This window comes from Halomonas alkalicola, from assembly GCF_030704205.1.
Lineage (GTDB): Bacteria > Pseudomonadota > Gammaproteobacteria > Pseudomonadales > Halomonadaceae > Halomonas > Halomonas alkalicola.
Genome location: NZ_CP131913.1, coordinates 2,630,013 through 2,645,893 on the forward strand (window position 1 = coordinate 2,630,013; position 15,881 = coordinate 2,645,893).

General features: G+C 68.9%; 12 protein-coding genes, 3 tRNA genes and 1 pseudogene. 12 read left to right on the forward strand and 4 right to left on the reverse strand.

Annotation, left to right across the window (positions count from 1 at the left end; translation table 11 throughout):
• Nucleotides 1–90 precede the first annotated feature (90 nt).
• The gene (gene mutS, locus B6N23_RS12495) at nt 91–2,679 is read right to left on the reverse strand and encodes a DNA mismatch repair protein MutS (RefSeq protein WP_305499378.1); all 2,589 of its coding nucleotides are present in this window, start codon (nt 2,677–2,679) and stop codon (nt 91–93) included.
• Between the two features lie 106 nt (nt 2,680–2,785).
• On the opposite strand from mutS, the gene B6N23_RS12500 reads away from it, so the two are divergent.
• From B6N23_RS12500 to B6N23_RS12540, 9 genes are all read left to right on the forward strand, one after another.
• Nucleotides 2,786–3,298 carry a CinA family protein gene (locus tag B6N23_RS12500; RefSeq protein WP_169959292.1) on the forward strand — a complete coding sequence of 171 codons (513 nt, stop codon included), beginning with the start codon at nt 2,786–2,788 and terminating at the stop codon, nt 3,296–3,298.
• A gap of 107 nt (nt 3,299–3,405) precedes the next feature.
• On the forward strand, nt 3,406–4,467 hold the full coding sequence (gene recA, locus B6N23_RS12505; RefSeq protein WP_305499380.1) for a recombinase RecA: 1,062 nt from the start codon (nt 3,406–3,408) through the stop codon (nt 4,465–4,467).
• 3 nt (nt 4,468–4,470) lie between these two features.
• Nucleotides 4,471–4,959: a regulatory protein RecX gene (locus B6N23_RS12510; protein WP_305499382.1), complete on the forward strand. Its 489-nt coding sequence runs from the start codon at nt 4,471–4,473 to the stop codon at nt 4,957–4,959.
• A 134-nt stretch (nt 4,960–5,093) separates the two neighbouring features.
• Entirely contained in the window at nt 5,094–7,706 is a 2,613-nt protein-coding gene (gene alaS / locus B6N23_RS12515; protein WP_305499384.1) for an alanine--tRNA ligase, read from the forward strand.
• A gap of 106 nt (nt 7,707–7,812) precedes the next feature.
• Complete coding sequence (locus tag B6N23_RS12520) at nt 7,813–9,063, forward strand: aspartate kinase (RefSeq protein WP_305499386.1); 1,251 nt, start codon at nt 7,813–7,815, stop codon at nt 9,061–9,063.
• A gap of 196 nt (nt 9,064–9,259) precedes the next feature.
• Nucleotides 9,260–9,457: a carbon storage regulator CsrA gene (gene csrA / locus B6N23_RS12525; protein ID WP_119023335.1), complete on the forward strand. Its 198-nt coding sequence runs from the start codon at nt 9,260–9,262 to the stop codon at nt 9,455–9,457.
• A gap of 80 nt (nt 9,458–9,537) precedes the next feature.
• A tRNA-Ser gene (locus B6N23_RS12530) sits at nt 9,538–9,630 on the forward strand.
• 53 nt (nt 9,631–9,683) lie between these two features.
• Nucleotides 9,684–9,760: transfer RNA gene (locus B6N23_RS12535), tRNA-Arg, on the forward strand.
• A 48-nt stretch (nt 9,761–9,808) separates the two neighbouring features.
• Nucleotides 9,809–9,885: transfer RNA gene (locus tag B6N23_RS12540), tRNA-Arg, on the forward strand.
• 170 nt (nt 9,886–10,055) lie between these two features.
• Here B6N23_RS12540 and B6N23_RS12545 read toward each other — a convergent pair.
• The gene (locus B6N23_RS12545; RefSeq protein WP_305499388.1) at nt 10,056–11,015 is read right to left on the reverse strand and encodes a tRNA dihydrouridine synthase; all 960 of its coding nucleotides are present in this window, start codon (nt 11,013–11,015) and stop codon (nt 10,056–10,058) included.
• A 180-nt stretch (nt 11,016–11,195) separates the two neighbouring features.
• Here B6N23_RS12545 and B6N23_RS12550 point away from each other — a divergent pair, with 180 nt between their 5' ends.
• The 3 genes and pseudogenes from B6N23_RS12550 (at nt 11,196) to B6N23_RS12560 (ending at nt 14,678) form a co-directional block, all read left to right on the forward strand.
• Nucleotides 11,196–11,447, forward strand: coding sequence for an OadG family protein (locus tag B6N23_RS12550; RefSeq protein WP_169959286.1), 252 nt, complete (start codon nt 11,196–11,198; stop codon nt 11,445–11,447).
• Between the two features lie 54 nt (nt 11,448–11,501).
• Nucleotides 11,502–13,335, forward strand: a pseudogene (oadA, locus tag B6N23_RS12555) (sodium-extruding oxaloacetate decarboxylase subunit alpha).
• Between the two features lie 11 nt (nt 13,336–13,346).
• Nucleotides 13,347–14,678, forward strand: coding sequence for a sodium ion-translocating decarboxylase subunit beta (locus tag B6N23_RS12560; protein WP_305499391.1), 1,332 nt, complete (start codon nt 13,347–13,349; stop codon nt 14,676–14,678).
• A gap of 75 nt (nt 14,679–14,753) precedes the next feature.
• Here B6N23_RS12560 and B6N23_RS12565 read toward each other — a convergent pair whose 3' ends face one another.
• Both B6N23_RS12565 and lexA read right to left on the reverse strand, forming a co-directional pair.
• Entirely contained in the window at nt 14,754–15,371 is a 618-nt protein-coding gene (locus tag B6N23_RS12565; RefSeq protein ID WP_305499393.1) for an IMPACT family protein, read from the reverse strand.
• Nucleotides 15,371–15,856, reverse strand: a complete 486-nt coding sequence (lexA, locus tag B6N23_RS12570) for a transcriptional repressor LexA (RefSeq protein ID WP_302139544.1) — start codon at nt 15,854–15,856, stop codon at nt 15,371–15,373. The genes B6N23_RS12565 and lexA overlap by 1 nt, the downstream gene beginning before the upstream one ends.
• Nucleotides 15,857–15,881: the final 25 nt, after the last annotated feature.

Here is a 15,881-nt window from a genome sequence, read left to right on the forward strand (position 1 = left end):
ACGCTACCTCGGCCATCCCTGGTCCTCGGACCCCCTCTCCGACCTGTCTCCGGCGCCTTTCGCTGACACGGCTTGGTAACTCCGTGCACCTTACAATGACTCCCGCCAGCGGTAGAGCAGCGCCAGGGCCTGGCGCGGCGTCAGGTCATCCAGGGCCAGGCCGCCGAGCTCTTCCACCAGAGGATGGGGGGCGCTGGCGAAGAGGTCGTTCTGCTGCGGCATCGGGGGATGGTCACCGAGTCGCTGCGCGGTCCGGCTGCCCTGGTCCACCTCCTGCTGCTCCAGCTGGGCGAGCTTCTCCCGGGCCCGGGCGATCACCCCCTGGGGCACGCCGGCGAGCTGGGCCACCTGCAGGCCGTAGCTCTGGCTCGCCGGGCCCTCCTCCACGCGGTGCATGAAGACGATGCCGTCACGGTGCTCGGCGGCCGTCAGGTGCACGTTGGCCACCCCCTCGGCCTGCTCGGGCAGGGCGGTCATCTCGAAGTAGTGGGTGGCGAACAGGGTGAAGGCGCGGGTACGCGTCAGCTGCTCGGCGCTGGCCCAGGCCAGCGAGAGGCCGTCGAAGGTGCTGGTGCCGCGGCCGATCTCGTCCATCAGCACCAGGCTTTCGTCGGTGGCGTTGTGCAGGATGTTGGCGGTCTCGGTCATCTCCACCATGAAGGTGGAGCGCCCGCCGGCCAGGTCGTCCGAGGAGCCGATGCGGGTGAAGATGCGATCCACCGGGCCGATCTCGGCGGCGTCCGCCGGCACGAAGCTGCCGGTATGGGCGAGCAGCACGATCAGCGCCGCCTGGCGCATGAAGGTGGACTTGCCCCCCATGTTGGGGCCGGTGATCACCAGCATGCGGCGGTCGTCGCCCATCACCAGGTCGTTGGGCACGAAGGGGGCGTCGGAGACCTGCTCCACCACCGGGTGGCGGCCGCCCCGGATGGCGATGCCGGGGGTCTCGGCCAGCCGCGGCCGCACGAAGTCCAGCGCCTGGGCGCGCTCGGCGAAGGCGCACAGCACGTCCAGGGCGGCCAGTGCGCGGCCGCTGGCCTGCAGGGCGTCGAGTTCGGCGTTGAGGGTGTCGAGCAGGCCGTCGTAGAGCAGCTTCTCCCGGGCGAGCGCCCGCGACTTCGCCGACAGCGCCTTGTCCTCGAACTCCTTCAGCTCGGGGATGATGAAGCGCTCGGCGTTCTTCAGGGTCTGGCGGCGCACGTAGTCCGCCGGGGCGTCCCTGGCCTGGGCGCGGGGGATCTCGATGTAGTAGCCGTGGACCCGGTTGTAGCCCACCTTGAGGCCGGGCAGGCCGGTGCGCTCGCGCTCCCGGGTCTCCAGCCTCACCAGGTAGTCGCCGGCATGCTCGGCCAGGCCGCGGTGTTCGTCGAGCTCGGCGTCGAAGCCCTCGGCGATCACCCCGCCGTCGCGGATCACCACCGGCGGGTTCTCGATCAGGGCGCGGGTCAGGGTATCGGCGAGCGCCGGGTAGGGGCGGATATGGCGCCGGAGCTCGTCAAGCGCCGTGCCCTCGGGATAGTCGGCAAGCGATTGCTCCAGTGCCGGCAGGGCGTTGAAGGCATCGCGCAGCCGGGCCAGGTCCCGCGGGCGGGCGCTGTAGAGGGCGACCCGGGCCAGGATGCGCTCCACGTCGCCGATCGCCTTGAGCGACTCGCGCAGCGCCACGAACCCCTCGGCCTCGAGCAGCAGCGCCACCGCGGCCTGGCGGGCCTGCACCCGCTCGCGGTCGCGCAGCGGGCGGTTGAGCCAGCGCTTGAGCAGCCGCGAGCCCATGGCCGTCGCGGTGGTGTCGAGCACGCTGGCCAGGGTGTTGTCGCCGCTGCCCCCGAGGTTGATGTCGATCTCCAGGTTGCGGCGGCTGGCGGCGTCGATCACCACGGCATCGTCGCGGCTCTCCACGCCGATGGCGGTGACATGGGGCAGGCCCGAGCGCTGGGTGTCCCGGGCGTACTCGATCAGCACGCCGGCGGCGGTGAGGGCCGCGGTGAGATGGGCGCAGCCGAAGCCGCGCAGGTCCTGGACCCGAAACTGGTCGCACAGCAGGCGGGTGGCGCTCTCCAGGTCGAACAGCCAGTCGCCCTGACGGCGCAGGCCGCGCCGGCCCTCCAGGGCCGGGGGCAGGGTCTGGCTCTCGGCCACCAGCAGCTCGGCGGGGTCGAGGCGCTGGAGCTCGGCCAGCATCTCGCCTTCACCCTCGACCTCCAGCACGCTGAAGCGCCCGCTGGAGAGCTCCAGCCAGGCGAGGCCCATGCGCTCGCCTGCGGCGTGAACGGCCACCAGCAGGTTGTCGCGGCGGGCGTCGAGCAGCGCCTCGTCGTAGAGGGTGCCGGGGGTGACGATGCGCGATGCGCACGCGCGCCGCTCCACCGGCCCCTTGCTGGTGGCCGGGTCGCCGACCTGCTCGCAGATCGCCACCGACTCGCCGGCCGCCACCAGGCGCGCGAGGTATCCCTCGGCGCTGTGGTAGGGGACCCCGGCCATGGGGATCGGCTTGCCGGCCGACTGGCCGCGCTGGGTCAGGGTGATGTCGAGCAGCGCCGCCGCGCGGCGGGCGTCGTCGAAGAAGAGTTCGTAGAAGTCGCCCATGCGGTAGAAGAGCAGCACGTCGGGATGGTCGCGCTTGATCTTCAGGTACTGGACCATCATCGGCGTATGAGAGGGGCTTGCGGCCTGTGACATCGGAGCTCCCTGTTGAGGCTCTGCACTCGCTGGCAAAAGCCAGTATTCTACCGTCCAGGCATCGGCTCCGTCAGGAGCGATTGCAGATGACTCAGGAGACCGCCCCATGCCCCGTTCCGCCGCCAGCCTGGCCAACCTCGACCTCATCACCCTGGCCGAGCGCCTGGGCCGGCTCTGTCGAGAGCGGGGCGTGACGATCACCGCCGCCGAGTCCTGCACCGGCGGCGGGGTGGCCAGCGCCATCACCGCGGTGGCCGGCAGCTCCGACTGGTTCGAGACCGGCTACGTGACCTACTCCAACGCCGCCAAGTCCCGCCTGCTGGGCGTTCCCGAGGCGCTGCTCGAGGCCCATGGGGCGGTGAGCCGCGAGGTGGTGGAGGCCATGGTGGTCGGCGCCTGTCGCGACAGCGGCGCCGGCCTCGGCGTGGCGATCAGCGGCGTGGCCGGCCCCGGGGGCGGCAGCGACGCGAAGCCGGTGGGCACCGTATGGCTGGCCTGGGGCGATGCCGGGGGCGCCAGCGCCGAGTGCCATCGTTATCCCGGTGATCGCCGTGCGGTGCGCGAGCAGGCGGTGCGCGAGGCCCTGGTGGGTCTGGTCCGTCGCCTCGAGGCTCGCTGAGCCCCGCCCCGTATCCGGGCCGAATTTGCACTGGTCCTCCCCACCCTTTTTCGCCATACTACTGTCCAGTCATACAGTATTCAGACACCTCGACCAGGAGATCCGACATGGCTCAGGATGACAACCGCTCCAAGGCGCTGAGCGCCGCGCTTTCCCAGATCGAGCGCCAGTTCGGCAAGGGCACCGTGATGCGCCTCGGCGATGCCCCGCGGGTGGTCATGCCGTCGGTGTCCACCGGTTCCCTGGGGCTCGACATCGCACTGGGCATCGGCGGCCTGCCCTTCGGCCGCGTGGTGGAGATCTTCGGCCCGGAGTCCTCGGGCAAGACCACCCTGACCCTCTCGGTGATCGCCCAGGCCCAGAAGCAGGGCAAGGTGTGCGCCTTCATCGACGCCGAGCACGCCCTGGACCCGAGCTACGCCGAGAAGCTCGGCGTCAACCTCGATGACCTGCTGGTTTCCCAGCCCGACACCGGCGAGCAGGCCCTCGAGATCTGCGACATGCTGGTGCGCTCCGGCGGCGTCGACGTGATCATCATCGACTCGGTGGCCGCACTCACCCCGCGGGCCGAGATCGAGGGCGAGATGGGCGACTCCCACGTCGGCCTGCAGGCGCGCCTGATGTCCCAGGCCCTGCGCAAGATCACCGGCCACATCAAGAACGCCAACTGCCTGGTGGTGTTCATCAACCAGATCCGCATGAAGATCGGCGTGATGTTCGGCAGCCCCGAGACCACCACCGGCGGCAACGCCCTGAAGTTCTACGCCAGCGTGCGTCTGGATATCCGTCGCACCGGCTCGGTGAAGCAGGGCGACGAGGTCACCGGCAACGAGACCCGGGTCAAGGTGGTCAAGAACAAGGTGGCTCCGCCGTTCCGCCAGGCCGAGTTCCAGATCCTCTACGGCAAGGGCATCTACCACGCCGGTGAGGTGATCGACCTGGGCGTGCAGTGCAGCCTGGTCGACAAGGCCGGCGCCTGGTACAGCTACCAGGGCAACAAGATCGGCCAGGGCAAGGCCAACGCCGCCCAGTTCCTCGAGGACAACCCGGCCATCATGGAGGAGATCGAGAGCCAGATCCGCGCCCAGCTGCTCGCCGCTCCGGCCCCCAAGGAGGAAGCCGAGGAGCCCGCGGCGGCCGAGGCCGGCCGCGAGGACGACCTGCTGTAAGCCATGTTCGCGCAGGCCGATTCCGACGCCACGCCACGTGACGATGCGATCCGCCTTCTGGCCCGGCGCGAGTACTCCCGCGCCGAGCTGGCCACCCGGCTCGCGGCCAAGGGGCACGAGCCGGCGGCCATCGGCGAGTGCCTCGATGCCCTCGAGGCGCAGGGCCTGCAGTCCGACGCCCGCTTCGCCGAGAGCTTCCTGCGCTCGCGCATCCTGCGCGGCCAGGGCCCGCTGAAGATCCGCCAGGCGCTCTCGCAGCGCGGCATCGAGCGGGAGCTGGTGCGCAGCGCCTTCAGCGAGCAGGAGGGGCAGGGCGGGGTCGACTGGTTCGCCCTGGCCTGCGAGACCCTCGCCCGGCGCTTCTCCGGCCCCGGCGACACCCCCCGCGAGCGCGCCCGGCGCGAGCGCTTCCTGGCCGGTCGCGGCTTCGACTTCGAGCAGGTGCGTCACGCCCTGGATCACGCCTGGGACTCGGCACCGGATCTCGACTAATGGCAGGATCCGCCCCGTTCTTGCGGGTGCTGCCTCTTCAGTCCCTTGACAGCTGCGCTATAATGTCTCCCTTTGCGAACGCCCCGGGTGGCCTCGTTGCCGACGGTCACCCTGCCCATCGCCACGGATACCCCATGAAAAGCGCAGACATCAGACAGGCCTTCCTGAGTTACTTCGAGGAGCACGGCCACACCGTCGTGCCCTCCAGCTCCCTGGTGCCGGGCAACGACCCGACCCTGCTGTTCACCAATGCCGGCATGGTGCCGTTCAAGGACGTCTTCCTGGGGCGTGACCCGCGCCCCTACGTGCGGGCGGCCTCGTCCCAGCGCTGCGTGCGCGCCGGCGGCAAGCACAACGACCTGGACAACGTCGGTTACACCGCCCGCCACCACACCTTCTTCGAGATGCTGGGCAACTTCAGCTTCGGCGACTACTTCAAGCGCGACGCCATCCGCTTCGCCTGGACCTTCCTCACCGAGACCCTGGGCCTGCCCAAGGAGAAGCTTTGGGTGACGGTCCACATCAGCGACGACGAGGCCGAGGCGATCTGGAAGGAGGAGATGGGCATCGACCCGGCACGCTTCTCGAAGCTCGACGAGGACAACTTCTGGCAGATGGGCGATACCGGTCCCTGCGGCCCCAGCTCCGAGATCTTCTTCGACCACGGCCCCGAGGTGTGGGGCGGCCCCCCCGGCAGCCCGGAGGAGGATGGCGACCGCTATATCGAGATCTGGAACCTGGTCTTCATGCAGTTCGAGCGCGACGCCGAGGGCACCCTGCACCCGCTGCCCAAGCCCTCCATCGATACCGGCATGGGCCTGGAGCGCATCGCCGCGGTGATGCAGGGGGTGCACTCCAACTACGAGATCGACCTCTTCCAGAACCTGCTGGCCTCGGCGGCGCGCCATACCGGCCATGCCGACACTCGCAACCCCTCGCTGCGGGTGATCGCCGACCATATCCGCTCCTGCGCCTTCCTGATCGCCGACGGCGTGCTGCCCTCCAACGAGGGGCGCGGCTATGTGCTGCGTCGGATCATCCGCCGCGCCATCCGCCACGGCCACAAGCTGGGCGCCCAGGGCAACTTCTTCCACAAGCTGGTGGGGGCGCTCGATGCCGAGATGGGCGACGCCTACCCCGAGCTGCGCGAGGCGCGCCACCAGATCGAGCGCGTGCTGCTCAAGGAGGAGGAGCAGTTCGCCCGCACCCTGGAGCACGGCATGGGCCTGCTGGAGGAGGCGCTGGCCGACCTCGACGGCGAGGTGCTCCCCGGCGAGACGGTGTTCAAGCTCTATGACACCTACGGCTTCCCCTACGACCTCACCGCCGACGTCTGCCGCGAGCGCGGCGTGACCCTGGACGAGATCGGCTTCGAGCGCGCTCTGGAGGCCCAGCGCGAGCGGGCCCGGGCCGCCAGCCAGTTCGGTGCCGACTACGGCGCCGCCCTCGATCTCGAGGGCGAGACCACCTTCACCGGCTACGACCGCCTGGAGGACAGCGCTACCGTCACCGCCATCGTCGACCACGCGGGCAACGCCCTGGCCGGCCTCGCGCCGGAGCAGCGCGGCCTGGTGGTGCTCGACCGCACCCCCTTCTACGGCGAGTCCGGCGGCCAGGTGGGCGACACCGGCTACCTGCACCTCGCCGATGGCGGCCGCTTCCTGGTCACCGACACCCAGAAGCAGTCCGGCCACCACCTGCACCACGGTGTGCTGCTCGAGGGCGCGCTCGCCGTGGGCGCCGAGGTGCGTCCCGAGGTCAACGCCGAGCTGCGCACCGCTACCATCCGCAACCACTCCGCCACTCATTTGATGCACAAGGCGCTGCGGATGGTGCTGGGCGAGCACGTGGCCCAGAAGGGCTCGCTGGTGACGCCGGAGCGCCTGCGCTTCGACTTCAGCCACTTCGAGCCCGTGACCCCCGAGCAGCTCGCCGAGGTGGAGCGCCTGGTCAACGAGCAGGTCCTCGCCAATGCGGCGACGAAGATCGAGCAGATGACCCTGGACCAGGCCAAGGCGAAGGGGGCGGCGGCGCTGTTCGAGGCCAAGTACGCCGACAGCGTGCGGGTGCTGACCATCGGCGCCGACGACTTCTCCATCGAGCTGTGCGGCGGCACCCACGTGGCGCGCAGCGGCGACATCGGCTGCTTCCATATCGTCAGCGAGCAGGGCATCGCCAGCGGGGTGCGCCGCATCGAGGCGATCACCGGCGAGGGGGCGCTGGCCTGGTTCCGCGAGCAGGAGTCCCGCCTCAACCGCATCGGCGAGCGCCTCAAGGCCAAGCCGGAGCAGGTCGAGGAGCGGGTCGAGTCGCTGGTGGAGCGCAACCGCAGCCTGGAGAAGGAGCTCGAGCGGCTCAAGGCCAAGTTGGCCAGCGCCGCCGGCAGCGACATGCTGAGCCAGGCGGCCGAGGTCGCCGGGGTCAAGGTGCTGGCGACCCGCCTGGAGGGGGTCTCCGCCAAAGAGCTGCGCAACGTCCTGGACCAGCTCAAGAACAAGCTGGGCTCCGGCATCGTGGTGCTCGGCGTGGCGGACAAGGAGGCCGGCAAGGTCAGCCTGATTGCCGGCGTCACCGATGACCTCATCGGTCGGGTCAAGGCGGGCGAGCTGGTCAACCACGTGGCCTCCCAGGTGGGCGGCAAGGGCGGCGGCCGTGCCGACATGGCGCAGGCCGGGGGCAGCGACGCCGCCGCCCTGCCGGGGGCCCTGGCGAGCGTGCCCGCCTGGGTCGAGGCGCGCCTCCAGTAACCATCCACAGGGCCGGTGACCGCAGGGTACCGGCCCTGTTTGCAGGGATTCACCTTTCACTCATCCGGGCGCCCCTGGCGTTCGACTCACGAGGGAAAATCGGCATATGGCACTATACGTACAGAAATTCGGCGGCACCTCGGTGGGCTCCGTGGAGCGCATCAAGGCCGTGGCCGAGAAGGTCAAGGGGTTCCGCGACGGCGGCCATCAGGTCGTGGTCGTGGTCTCCGCCATGAGCGGCGAGACCAACCGCCTGATCGGCATGGCCAACGAGATCAACGACGAGCCGACGCCGCGCGAGATGGACATGCTGGTCTCCACCGGCGAGCAGGTCACCATCTCCCTGCTGGCCATGGCGCTGCACAAGCTGGGCGTGCCGGCCACCTCCTACACGGGTTCCCAGGTGGGCATCCTCACCGACAGCTCCCACACCAAGGCGCGCATCCAGCGCATCGAGACCGACGAGATCCAGGACGACCTGGACGAGGGCAAGGTGGTGGTGGTCGCCGGCTTCCAGGGCGTGGATGAAGAGGGCAACATCACCACCCTCGGCCGCGGCGGCTCCGATACCACCGGTGTGGCCCTGGCGGCCGCGCTGAAGGCGGATGAGTGCCAGATCTATACCGACGTCGACGGCGTCTACACCACCGACCCGCGGGTCTGCAGCAAGGCCCGGCGCCTGGACTCCATCACCGTGGAGGAGATGCTGGAACTGGCCAGCCTAGGCTCCAAGGTGCTGCAGATTCGCTCCGTCGAATTCGCCGGCAAGTACAACGTGCCGCTGCGCGTGCTCTCCAGCTTCGAGGATGGCCCCGGCACCCTGATCGTTGCAGACTCCGACCAAGACGAGGACTCCATGGAAGAACCGCTGATCTCCGGTATCGCCTTCACCGCCAACGAGGCCAAGCTGACCCTGCTCAACACCCCGGACGTGCCGGGCGTCGCCTCGCGCATCCTGGGCCCGATCGCCGATGCCAACATCGAAGTGGACATGATCGTCCAGAACGTGGCGCCGGCCGGTGACTACACCGACTTCACCTTCACCGTGGCCAAGGGCGACTACAAGAAGACCTTGCGGATCCTCGAGGAGCAGGTGATCCCCGATCTGGGCGGCGGTGAGGTGCGCGGCGACGAGAACATCGCCAAGGTCTCCCTGGTGGGTGTCGGCATGCGCTCCCACGCCGGCGTGGCCTCCAAGATGTTCCGGGTGCTGGCCGACGAAAGCATCAATATCCGCATGGTCTCCACCTCCGAGATCAAGATCTCCGTGGTGATCGACGAGAAGCAGATGGAGCTCGCCGTGCGCGCCCTGCATACCGCCTTCGGCCTCGACAAGAGCGATATCGAGAGCGAATAAGGCTGCCCCGGGCGACCGACACCTTCTACGCTGACAGGGAGGCCCGTGACGGGGCTTCCCTTCAGCGGGGAGGTCAGGTGTCATCGGCTGCCGAATTGGTCACGGACGACGCTGTGCCACATAATGACTCGGTGTGCTTCCCGCGGCGAACATGCCGCCGCCGAGTTTCAGAACAAGCCTGAGAAGGAGATCAGCCATGCTCATCCTGACCCGCCGAGTCGGCGAGACCCTGATGATCGGAGACGACATCACCGTGACGGTGCTGGGCGTCAAGGGGAATCAGGTCCGGATTGGCGTCAATGCCCCCAAGGACGTCGCCGTGCACCGCGAGGAGATCTACCAGCGCATCCAGCGCGAGAAGGGCGAGGAGGCCGCCTCCGGCCACGACGACTGATCCCGCGCCCATGAAAAAAGAAACAGGCGTCGCTGGACAAAGCGCTTCATAAACGGTAGGATACGCCCCGTGTCGATGAGGGAGAGGTGGCCGAGTGGCTGAAGGCGCTCCCCTGCTAAGGGAGTATGGGGTTTATAGCCTCATCGAGGGTTCGAATCCCTCCCTCTCCGCCATGACCGCAAGGCTCAGGTCTCGCAATCATAGGGTCGACACTATTGAAGACAGGGCGCCCGTAGCTCAGCTGGATAGAGTACCTGACTACGAATCAGGTGGTCGGAGGTTCGAATCCTCCCGGGCGCGCCACTTCAGAACATTTCCACGTGATGGCGATCACGCTAATCATCGCACCACGCGCCCGTAGCTCAGCTGGATAGAGTACCTGACTACGAATCAGGTGGTCGGAGGTTCGAATCCTCCCGGGCGCGCCAGATCTGGACCCGTCCTCTCAGGAGGGCGGGTCTTCTGCTTTCCGGGGTCGCCCCCTTCGTTTTCTGCTAGCCGGAGTCGCCCGAGTTCGAGCGTGACTCCGCGATCGTTTGAGGCGCCGTCGCCATTGCGACGTGCGCCTCTTTTTTATGGTTTATGGCTTGTTTACGGCTTATGCGCCTGCCGCGGCACCTGCGGCTTCCTCCCGAGTCGCCAGCCCCTCCAGCAGAGCCTCCAGGTCATTGATCCGCTTGAGGCGCTCGAAGCGGCGGGCGGCCTCCGGGTCCCTGACGCGCATGTGATTCAGCCATTGCTTGATCAGGGAGGCCACGACCCGCTCGGGAAGCGTGCTGCGCTGAAGCTCGGCGAAGCGGGTCAGGATCTCGGCCCGCGCCGACCAGGGCGTCGCCGGCAGGCGCTCGCCGGTGAGCTGCCAGTGGCGGATGCGCGGGGCCAGCCAGGGGTCGGCCAGGGCGCCGCGGCCGATCATCACGTCGCGGCAGCCCGAGAGGGTGCGGGCGCGCCAGTAGTCCTCGAGGGTCCAGATGTCGCCATTGGCGACGACCGGGATCGACAGGCGAGAGCGGATGCGCCCGATCCACTCCCAGTGGGCCGGGGGCCGATAGCCTTCGTTGCGGGTACGGGCGTGGACGACCAACTGGCGCGCGCCGCCGGCCTCGGCGGCCAGGGCGCAGGCCAGCGCCAGGCGGCTGTCGGCGAAGCCCAGGCGGACCTTGGCGGTGACCGGGATCGCGTGGCCCACGGCATCGTTCACGGCGGCCACGGCGGCATAGACGCGGCGCGGGTCGCGCAGCAGCGAGGCGCCACCGTCGTGGCGGTTGACCAGCTTGGCCGGGCAGCCGAAGTTCAGGTCGAGGCTCACGGCGCCGAGGCTCAGCGCCTGGGAGGCGTTGGCGGCCAGGGTCGCGGGGTCGGAGCCCAGCAGCTGAAGATGGACCGGTATCCGGCTCGGGGTCGTGACGCTGGGGCCGAGCAGCTCCGGGCAGTGCTTGTGGAAGACCCGCGGCGGCAGCCGGGCATCGACGACGCGCACGAACTCGGTGACCGTCCAGTCGAAGCCCGGCTGGCGGGTCAGCAGGTCACGGGTATGGGCGTCGATGACGCCTTCCATGGGCGCCAGTCCGAGCCGTCCGCTACAGTCTTGTAGTAAATTAACAACGCTGACTTCCACCATGCCCTCATTGCAATCTGACGGGAGTGTGGCAGGTTATACCATCGGAAAATTTGCGCAAGACGCTATCTTGCTGAGTGTTGGCGGCACGGTGGCTGACGATTGATACGGAGGCACGGCATGCAGGATGTGGAACTGCTGGAGGAGGGCCTGGCCCTGATGGGGCTCGGCATGGGCTTCGTTTTTGTTTTTCTTACCGTTCTGGTGATCGTGACCACCCTGATGTCGCTGGTGATCCGGCGCTTCGCCCCCGAGCCGCCCGCGCCCGCCGCCACGCCCGCTCGCTCGCCGGCACCCGCCCGGCAGGATGACGAGCTGATGGCGGTGATCGGCGCCGCCCTGCATCGCTACCGTCAGCGCCATCGCCGCTGACGCCGGCTTCCCCGCTTTCCCGACGTTCCCTTCAATTACGACAAGGTCAAGCCAATGACTGACACCGCTCGCCCGCTCGGTATCACCGACGTCGTCCTGCGTGACGCCCACCAGTCGCTGTTCGCCACCCGCCTGCGCCTCGATGACATGCTGCCCATCGCCGAGAAGCTCGACCGCGTCGGCTTTTGGTCGCTGGAGTCCTGGGGCGGCGCCACCTTCGACGCCTGCATCCGCTACCTGGGCGAGGATCCCTGGGAGCGTATCCGCGAGCTCAAGGCGGCCATGCCCAACACCCCCCAGCAGATGCTGCTGCGGGGTCAGAACCTGCTCGGCTATCGCCACTACGCCGATGACGTGGTGGACCGATTCGTCGAGCGCGCCAAGACCAACGGCGTCGACGTCTTCCGCGTCTTCGATGCCATGAACGACCCGCGCAACCTGGAGCGCGCCATTCAGGCGGTGCGCAACGTCGAGGGCCACGCCCAGGGCACCCTCTCCTACACGGTGAGCCCGGTGCACACCCTGGACGGCTGGGTCGAGCTCGGCAAGACCATCGCCGCCATGGGCGCCGATTCCCTGTGCATCAAGGACATGGCCGGCCTGCTCAAGCCCTATGACGCCTATGAGCTGGTCACCAAGCTCAAGGCCGCGGTGGACATCCCGATCCACATGCAGTGCCACGCCACCACCGGCCTCTCCACATCGACCATCGTCAAGGCCGCCGAGGCGGGCATCGACAACGTCGATACCGCCATCTCCTCGATGTCGATGACCTACGGCCACAGCCCCACCGAGTCCGTGGTGGCGATCCTCCAGGGCACCGAGCGCGACACCGGCCTGGACCTCGAGCTGCTCGAGGAGATTGCCGCCTACTTCCGCGAGGTGCGCAAGAAGTACGCCGCCTTCGAGGGCTCGCTCAAGGGCATCGACTCGCGCATCCTGATCGCCCAGGTGCCGGGCGGCATGCCTCACCCACATGGAGAACCAGCTCAAGGAGCAGGGCGCCGGCGACAAGCTCGACGACGTGCTCCAGGAGATCCCCAGGGTGCGCGAGGACCTGGGCTTCATCCCGCTGGTCACCCCCACCTCCCAGATCGTCGGCACCCAGGCGGTGATGAACGTGATGATGGGAGAGCGCTACAAGTCGATCTCCAAGGAGGTCCAGGCGCTGCTCAAGGGCGAGTATGGCGCCGCGCCTGCCGCCTTCAACAAGGAGCTGCAGGCTCGCGTGCTGGAGGGCAAGGCGCCCATCACCTGCCGCCCCGCCGACCTGCTCGAGGCGGAGATGGATACGCTGACCAAGGAGCTCAAGGCGAAGGCCAAGGCCGACGGCATCCGCCTGGCCGAGGGCGAGCGCGAGATCGATGACGTGCTCACCTATGCGCTCTTCCCGCAGATCGGCCTGAAGTTCCTCAAGAACCGCGACAACCCCGATGCTTTCGAGCCGGCGCCCCAGGCGCCGGGCAAGGACGCCGCCGGTGCCAACCTGCCGGTCGCTGCCCAGAAGGGCGGGGCGCCGGCCGTCAGCGCAGGCGCCCCGGCCGGCCCCGAGACCTACACCGTCAAGGTCAACGGCAAGGCCTACGTGGTCGAGGTCGCCGAGGGCGGCGAGATCGCCGATGTCCAGGCGCAGGGCACTGCCGCCCAGCCCGCCGCCGAGGCCGCGCCGGCCGCAACCGGCGAGGTGATCAGCGCGCCGCTGGCCGGCAACATCTTCAAGGTCAACGTGCGCCCGGGCGATGCGGTCAAGGCGGGTGACGTGGTGATCATCCTCGAGGCCATGAAGATGGAAACCGAGGTGCGTGCGGCGAGCGCCGGTACCGTCTCCGCGGTCAAGGTCGGCGAGGGCGACAGCGTCGCCGTCGGTGACGTCCTCATCGAGCTCTAAGGGCCCTGACCATGGAGAATCTGCTGACACTCTGGGAGGGTTCGGGTGCCTACAACCTGACCCTCGGCCAGACGCTGATGATCGCGGTGGGCCTGGGGCTGCTGTACCTGGCCATCGCCAAGAAGTTCGAGCCGCTGCTGCTGGTGCCTATCGGCTTCGGCGGGATACTGGCCAACATTCCCGAGGCGGGCCTGGCCATCTCGGCCCTGGACCAGGCCATCGAGGTGGCGCGCCCCGCGGTGCTCCACCAGATGGCCATGGCGCTGGGGGCGACCCTGGACCCGCTGGCCGGCGAGGAGGCCTGGCGGGCCACCCTCAAGGCGCTGGTCGACAACGGCGCCTCGCCGGACCAGCTGCGTGCCGCCAAGGACGTGGCCATGAACGTCGGCTACGGCGACGGCCTGCTCTACACCTTCTACCAGGTCGCGGTCGCCTCGGGCATCGCCCCGCTGCTGATCTTCATGGGCGTGGGGGCGATGACCGACTTCGGGCCGCTCTTGGCCAACCCGCGCACCCTGTTCCTGTTCCTGGGCGCGGCGGCGCAGTTCGGCATCTTCGCCACGGTGTTCGGCGCGGTGGGCCCTGTGTCGGCCCTGGGCTGGATGGACTTCTCCATCGAGCAGGCCGCCGCCATCGGCATCATCGGCGGCGCCGACGGCCCCACCTCGATCTACGTGTCGAGCGTGCTGGCCCCGGAGCTGCTGGGGGCCATCGCCGTGGCCGCCTACGCCTACATGGCGCTGGTGCCGATGATCCAGCCGCCGATCATGCGCCTGCTCACCACCAAGCGCGAGCGTGAGATCACCATGACGCAGCTGCGCCCGGTGTCGAAGCTCGAGAAGATCGTCTTCCCGCTGGCCCTGCTGATGCTGGTGGCGCTGTTCCTGCCGGACGCCGCGCCGCTCTTGGGGATGTTCTGCTTCGGCAACCTGATGCGCGAGTGCGGCGTGGTCGAGCGCCTGACCGACACCGCCCAGAACGCCCTGATCAACATCGTCACCATCGTGCTGGGCCTGGCCGTGGGCTCGCGGCTGATGGCCGAGAGCTTCCTGGCCCTGGAGACCCTGGGGATCATGGCGCTGGGCATGGTGGCCTTCGCCATCGGCACCGCCGCCGGCATCCTGATGGCCAAGCTGATGAACGTGATGAGCAAGATGCCGATCAACCCGCTGATCGGCGCCGCCGGCGTCTCCGCGGTGCCCATGGCAGCCAGGGTGGCCAACAAGGTGGGGCTGGAGTCCAACCCGCACAACTTCCTGCTGATGCACGCCATGGGGCCCAACGTGGCCGGCGTCATCGGCTCGGCGGTGGCCGCGGGGGTGATGATCAAGTACCTGGGCTGAGGCTCGTCGGTACCGTCACGCAAACGGCGCCCCGCGGGGCGCCGTTTGCGCGGTGGGTACGCGAGGGGGGGGGCGTCAGCTCTCCAGCAGAGTGAGCCGCCCGCGCAGTCGCGATTCGAGCTCGCTGAGGTCGATGGGGGTGTCGCTGGGCCAGCCCACGGTCAGCACCACGCCGTCGGCGGCGTAGTCGGCGGCTTCCACGGGGATCTCCCGGCTGGCCAGCCAGCCGCGGGCCTCGGCCTCGCCGGCGAAGGCCACCTGCAGCCGACGCGGCGTGCGCTCCACTACCTGGCGGTGAGGCAGGCTCTCCAGGCCCTGGGTCACGGCCTGGGCATAGGCGCGGGCCAGGCCGCCGGTGCCCAGCTTGGTGCCTCCGAAGTAGCGGGTCACCACGCAGCCCACCTGGCCGAGCCCCGAGCCCTGCAGTACCTGATACATGGGGCGCCCGGCGGTGCCGCCGGGTTCGCCGTCGTCGGAGAAGCCGATGGCGGCCTGCTCGCCGGGCGGGCCGGCGATGAAGGCGCTGCAGTGATGGCTCGCCGCAGGGTGGCGCCGCCGGGCCTCGACCAGCAGCGCCTCGAAGGCGGCGGCGTCGTGGGCGTGGCACAGCCAGGTGATGAAGCGGCTCTTCTCCACCTCCAGCTCGCTCTCCTGCCAGGTGCCGGCGGGCAGGTCGGGGACGGGGTAACGCATCAGGCGGCCAGTTCCTCCTGGCGCACGACGCCCATCACCAGCCCCAGCACCTGGATGTCGCTGTTCTTCAGGAAGATCGGCGCCATGCGCTCGTTGGCCGGCTGCAGGCGCACGCCGGCGCGGTCGATATAGAGCTTCTTCAGGGTGACCTCCTGGTTGTTGATCATCACGACGGCGGTCTCGCCGTTCTCGGCGCTCTCCTGGCGCTCGATGATGATCACATCCCCATCGAAGATGTTGCAATCGATCATGGAGTCGCCGCGCACCCGCAGCGCATAGGTGTTGCGGCGCACCATGCGCCGGGGGACCCGGATGCTGGTGCTGTCCAGGCAGGCCTCGATGGGCAGGCCCGCCGAGACACTGCCGAGCAGCGGCACCTCGATCAGGTGTTCGTCGGTGGCGTCCGCCTCGTCGAGCAGGGCCCAGGCCTCGGCCAGGGGCAGGTTGGGGCGGCGAAGAAGGAACTGGGCGTTGACCTCGGGCATGGCGTGGGTCTCCTGTCGTCAGCCT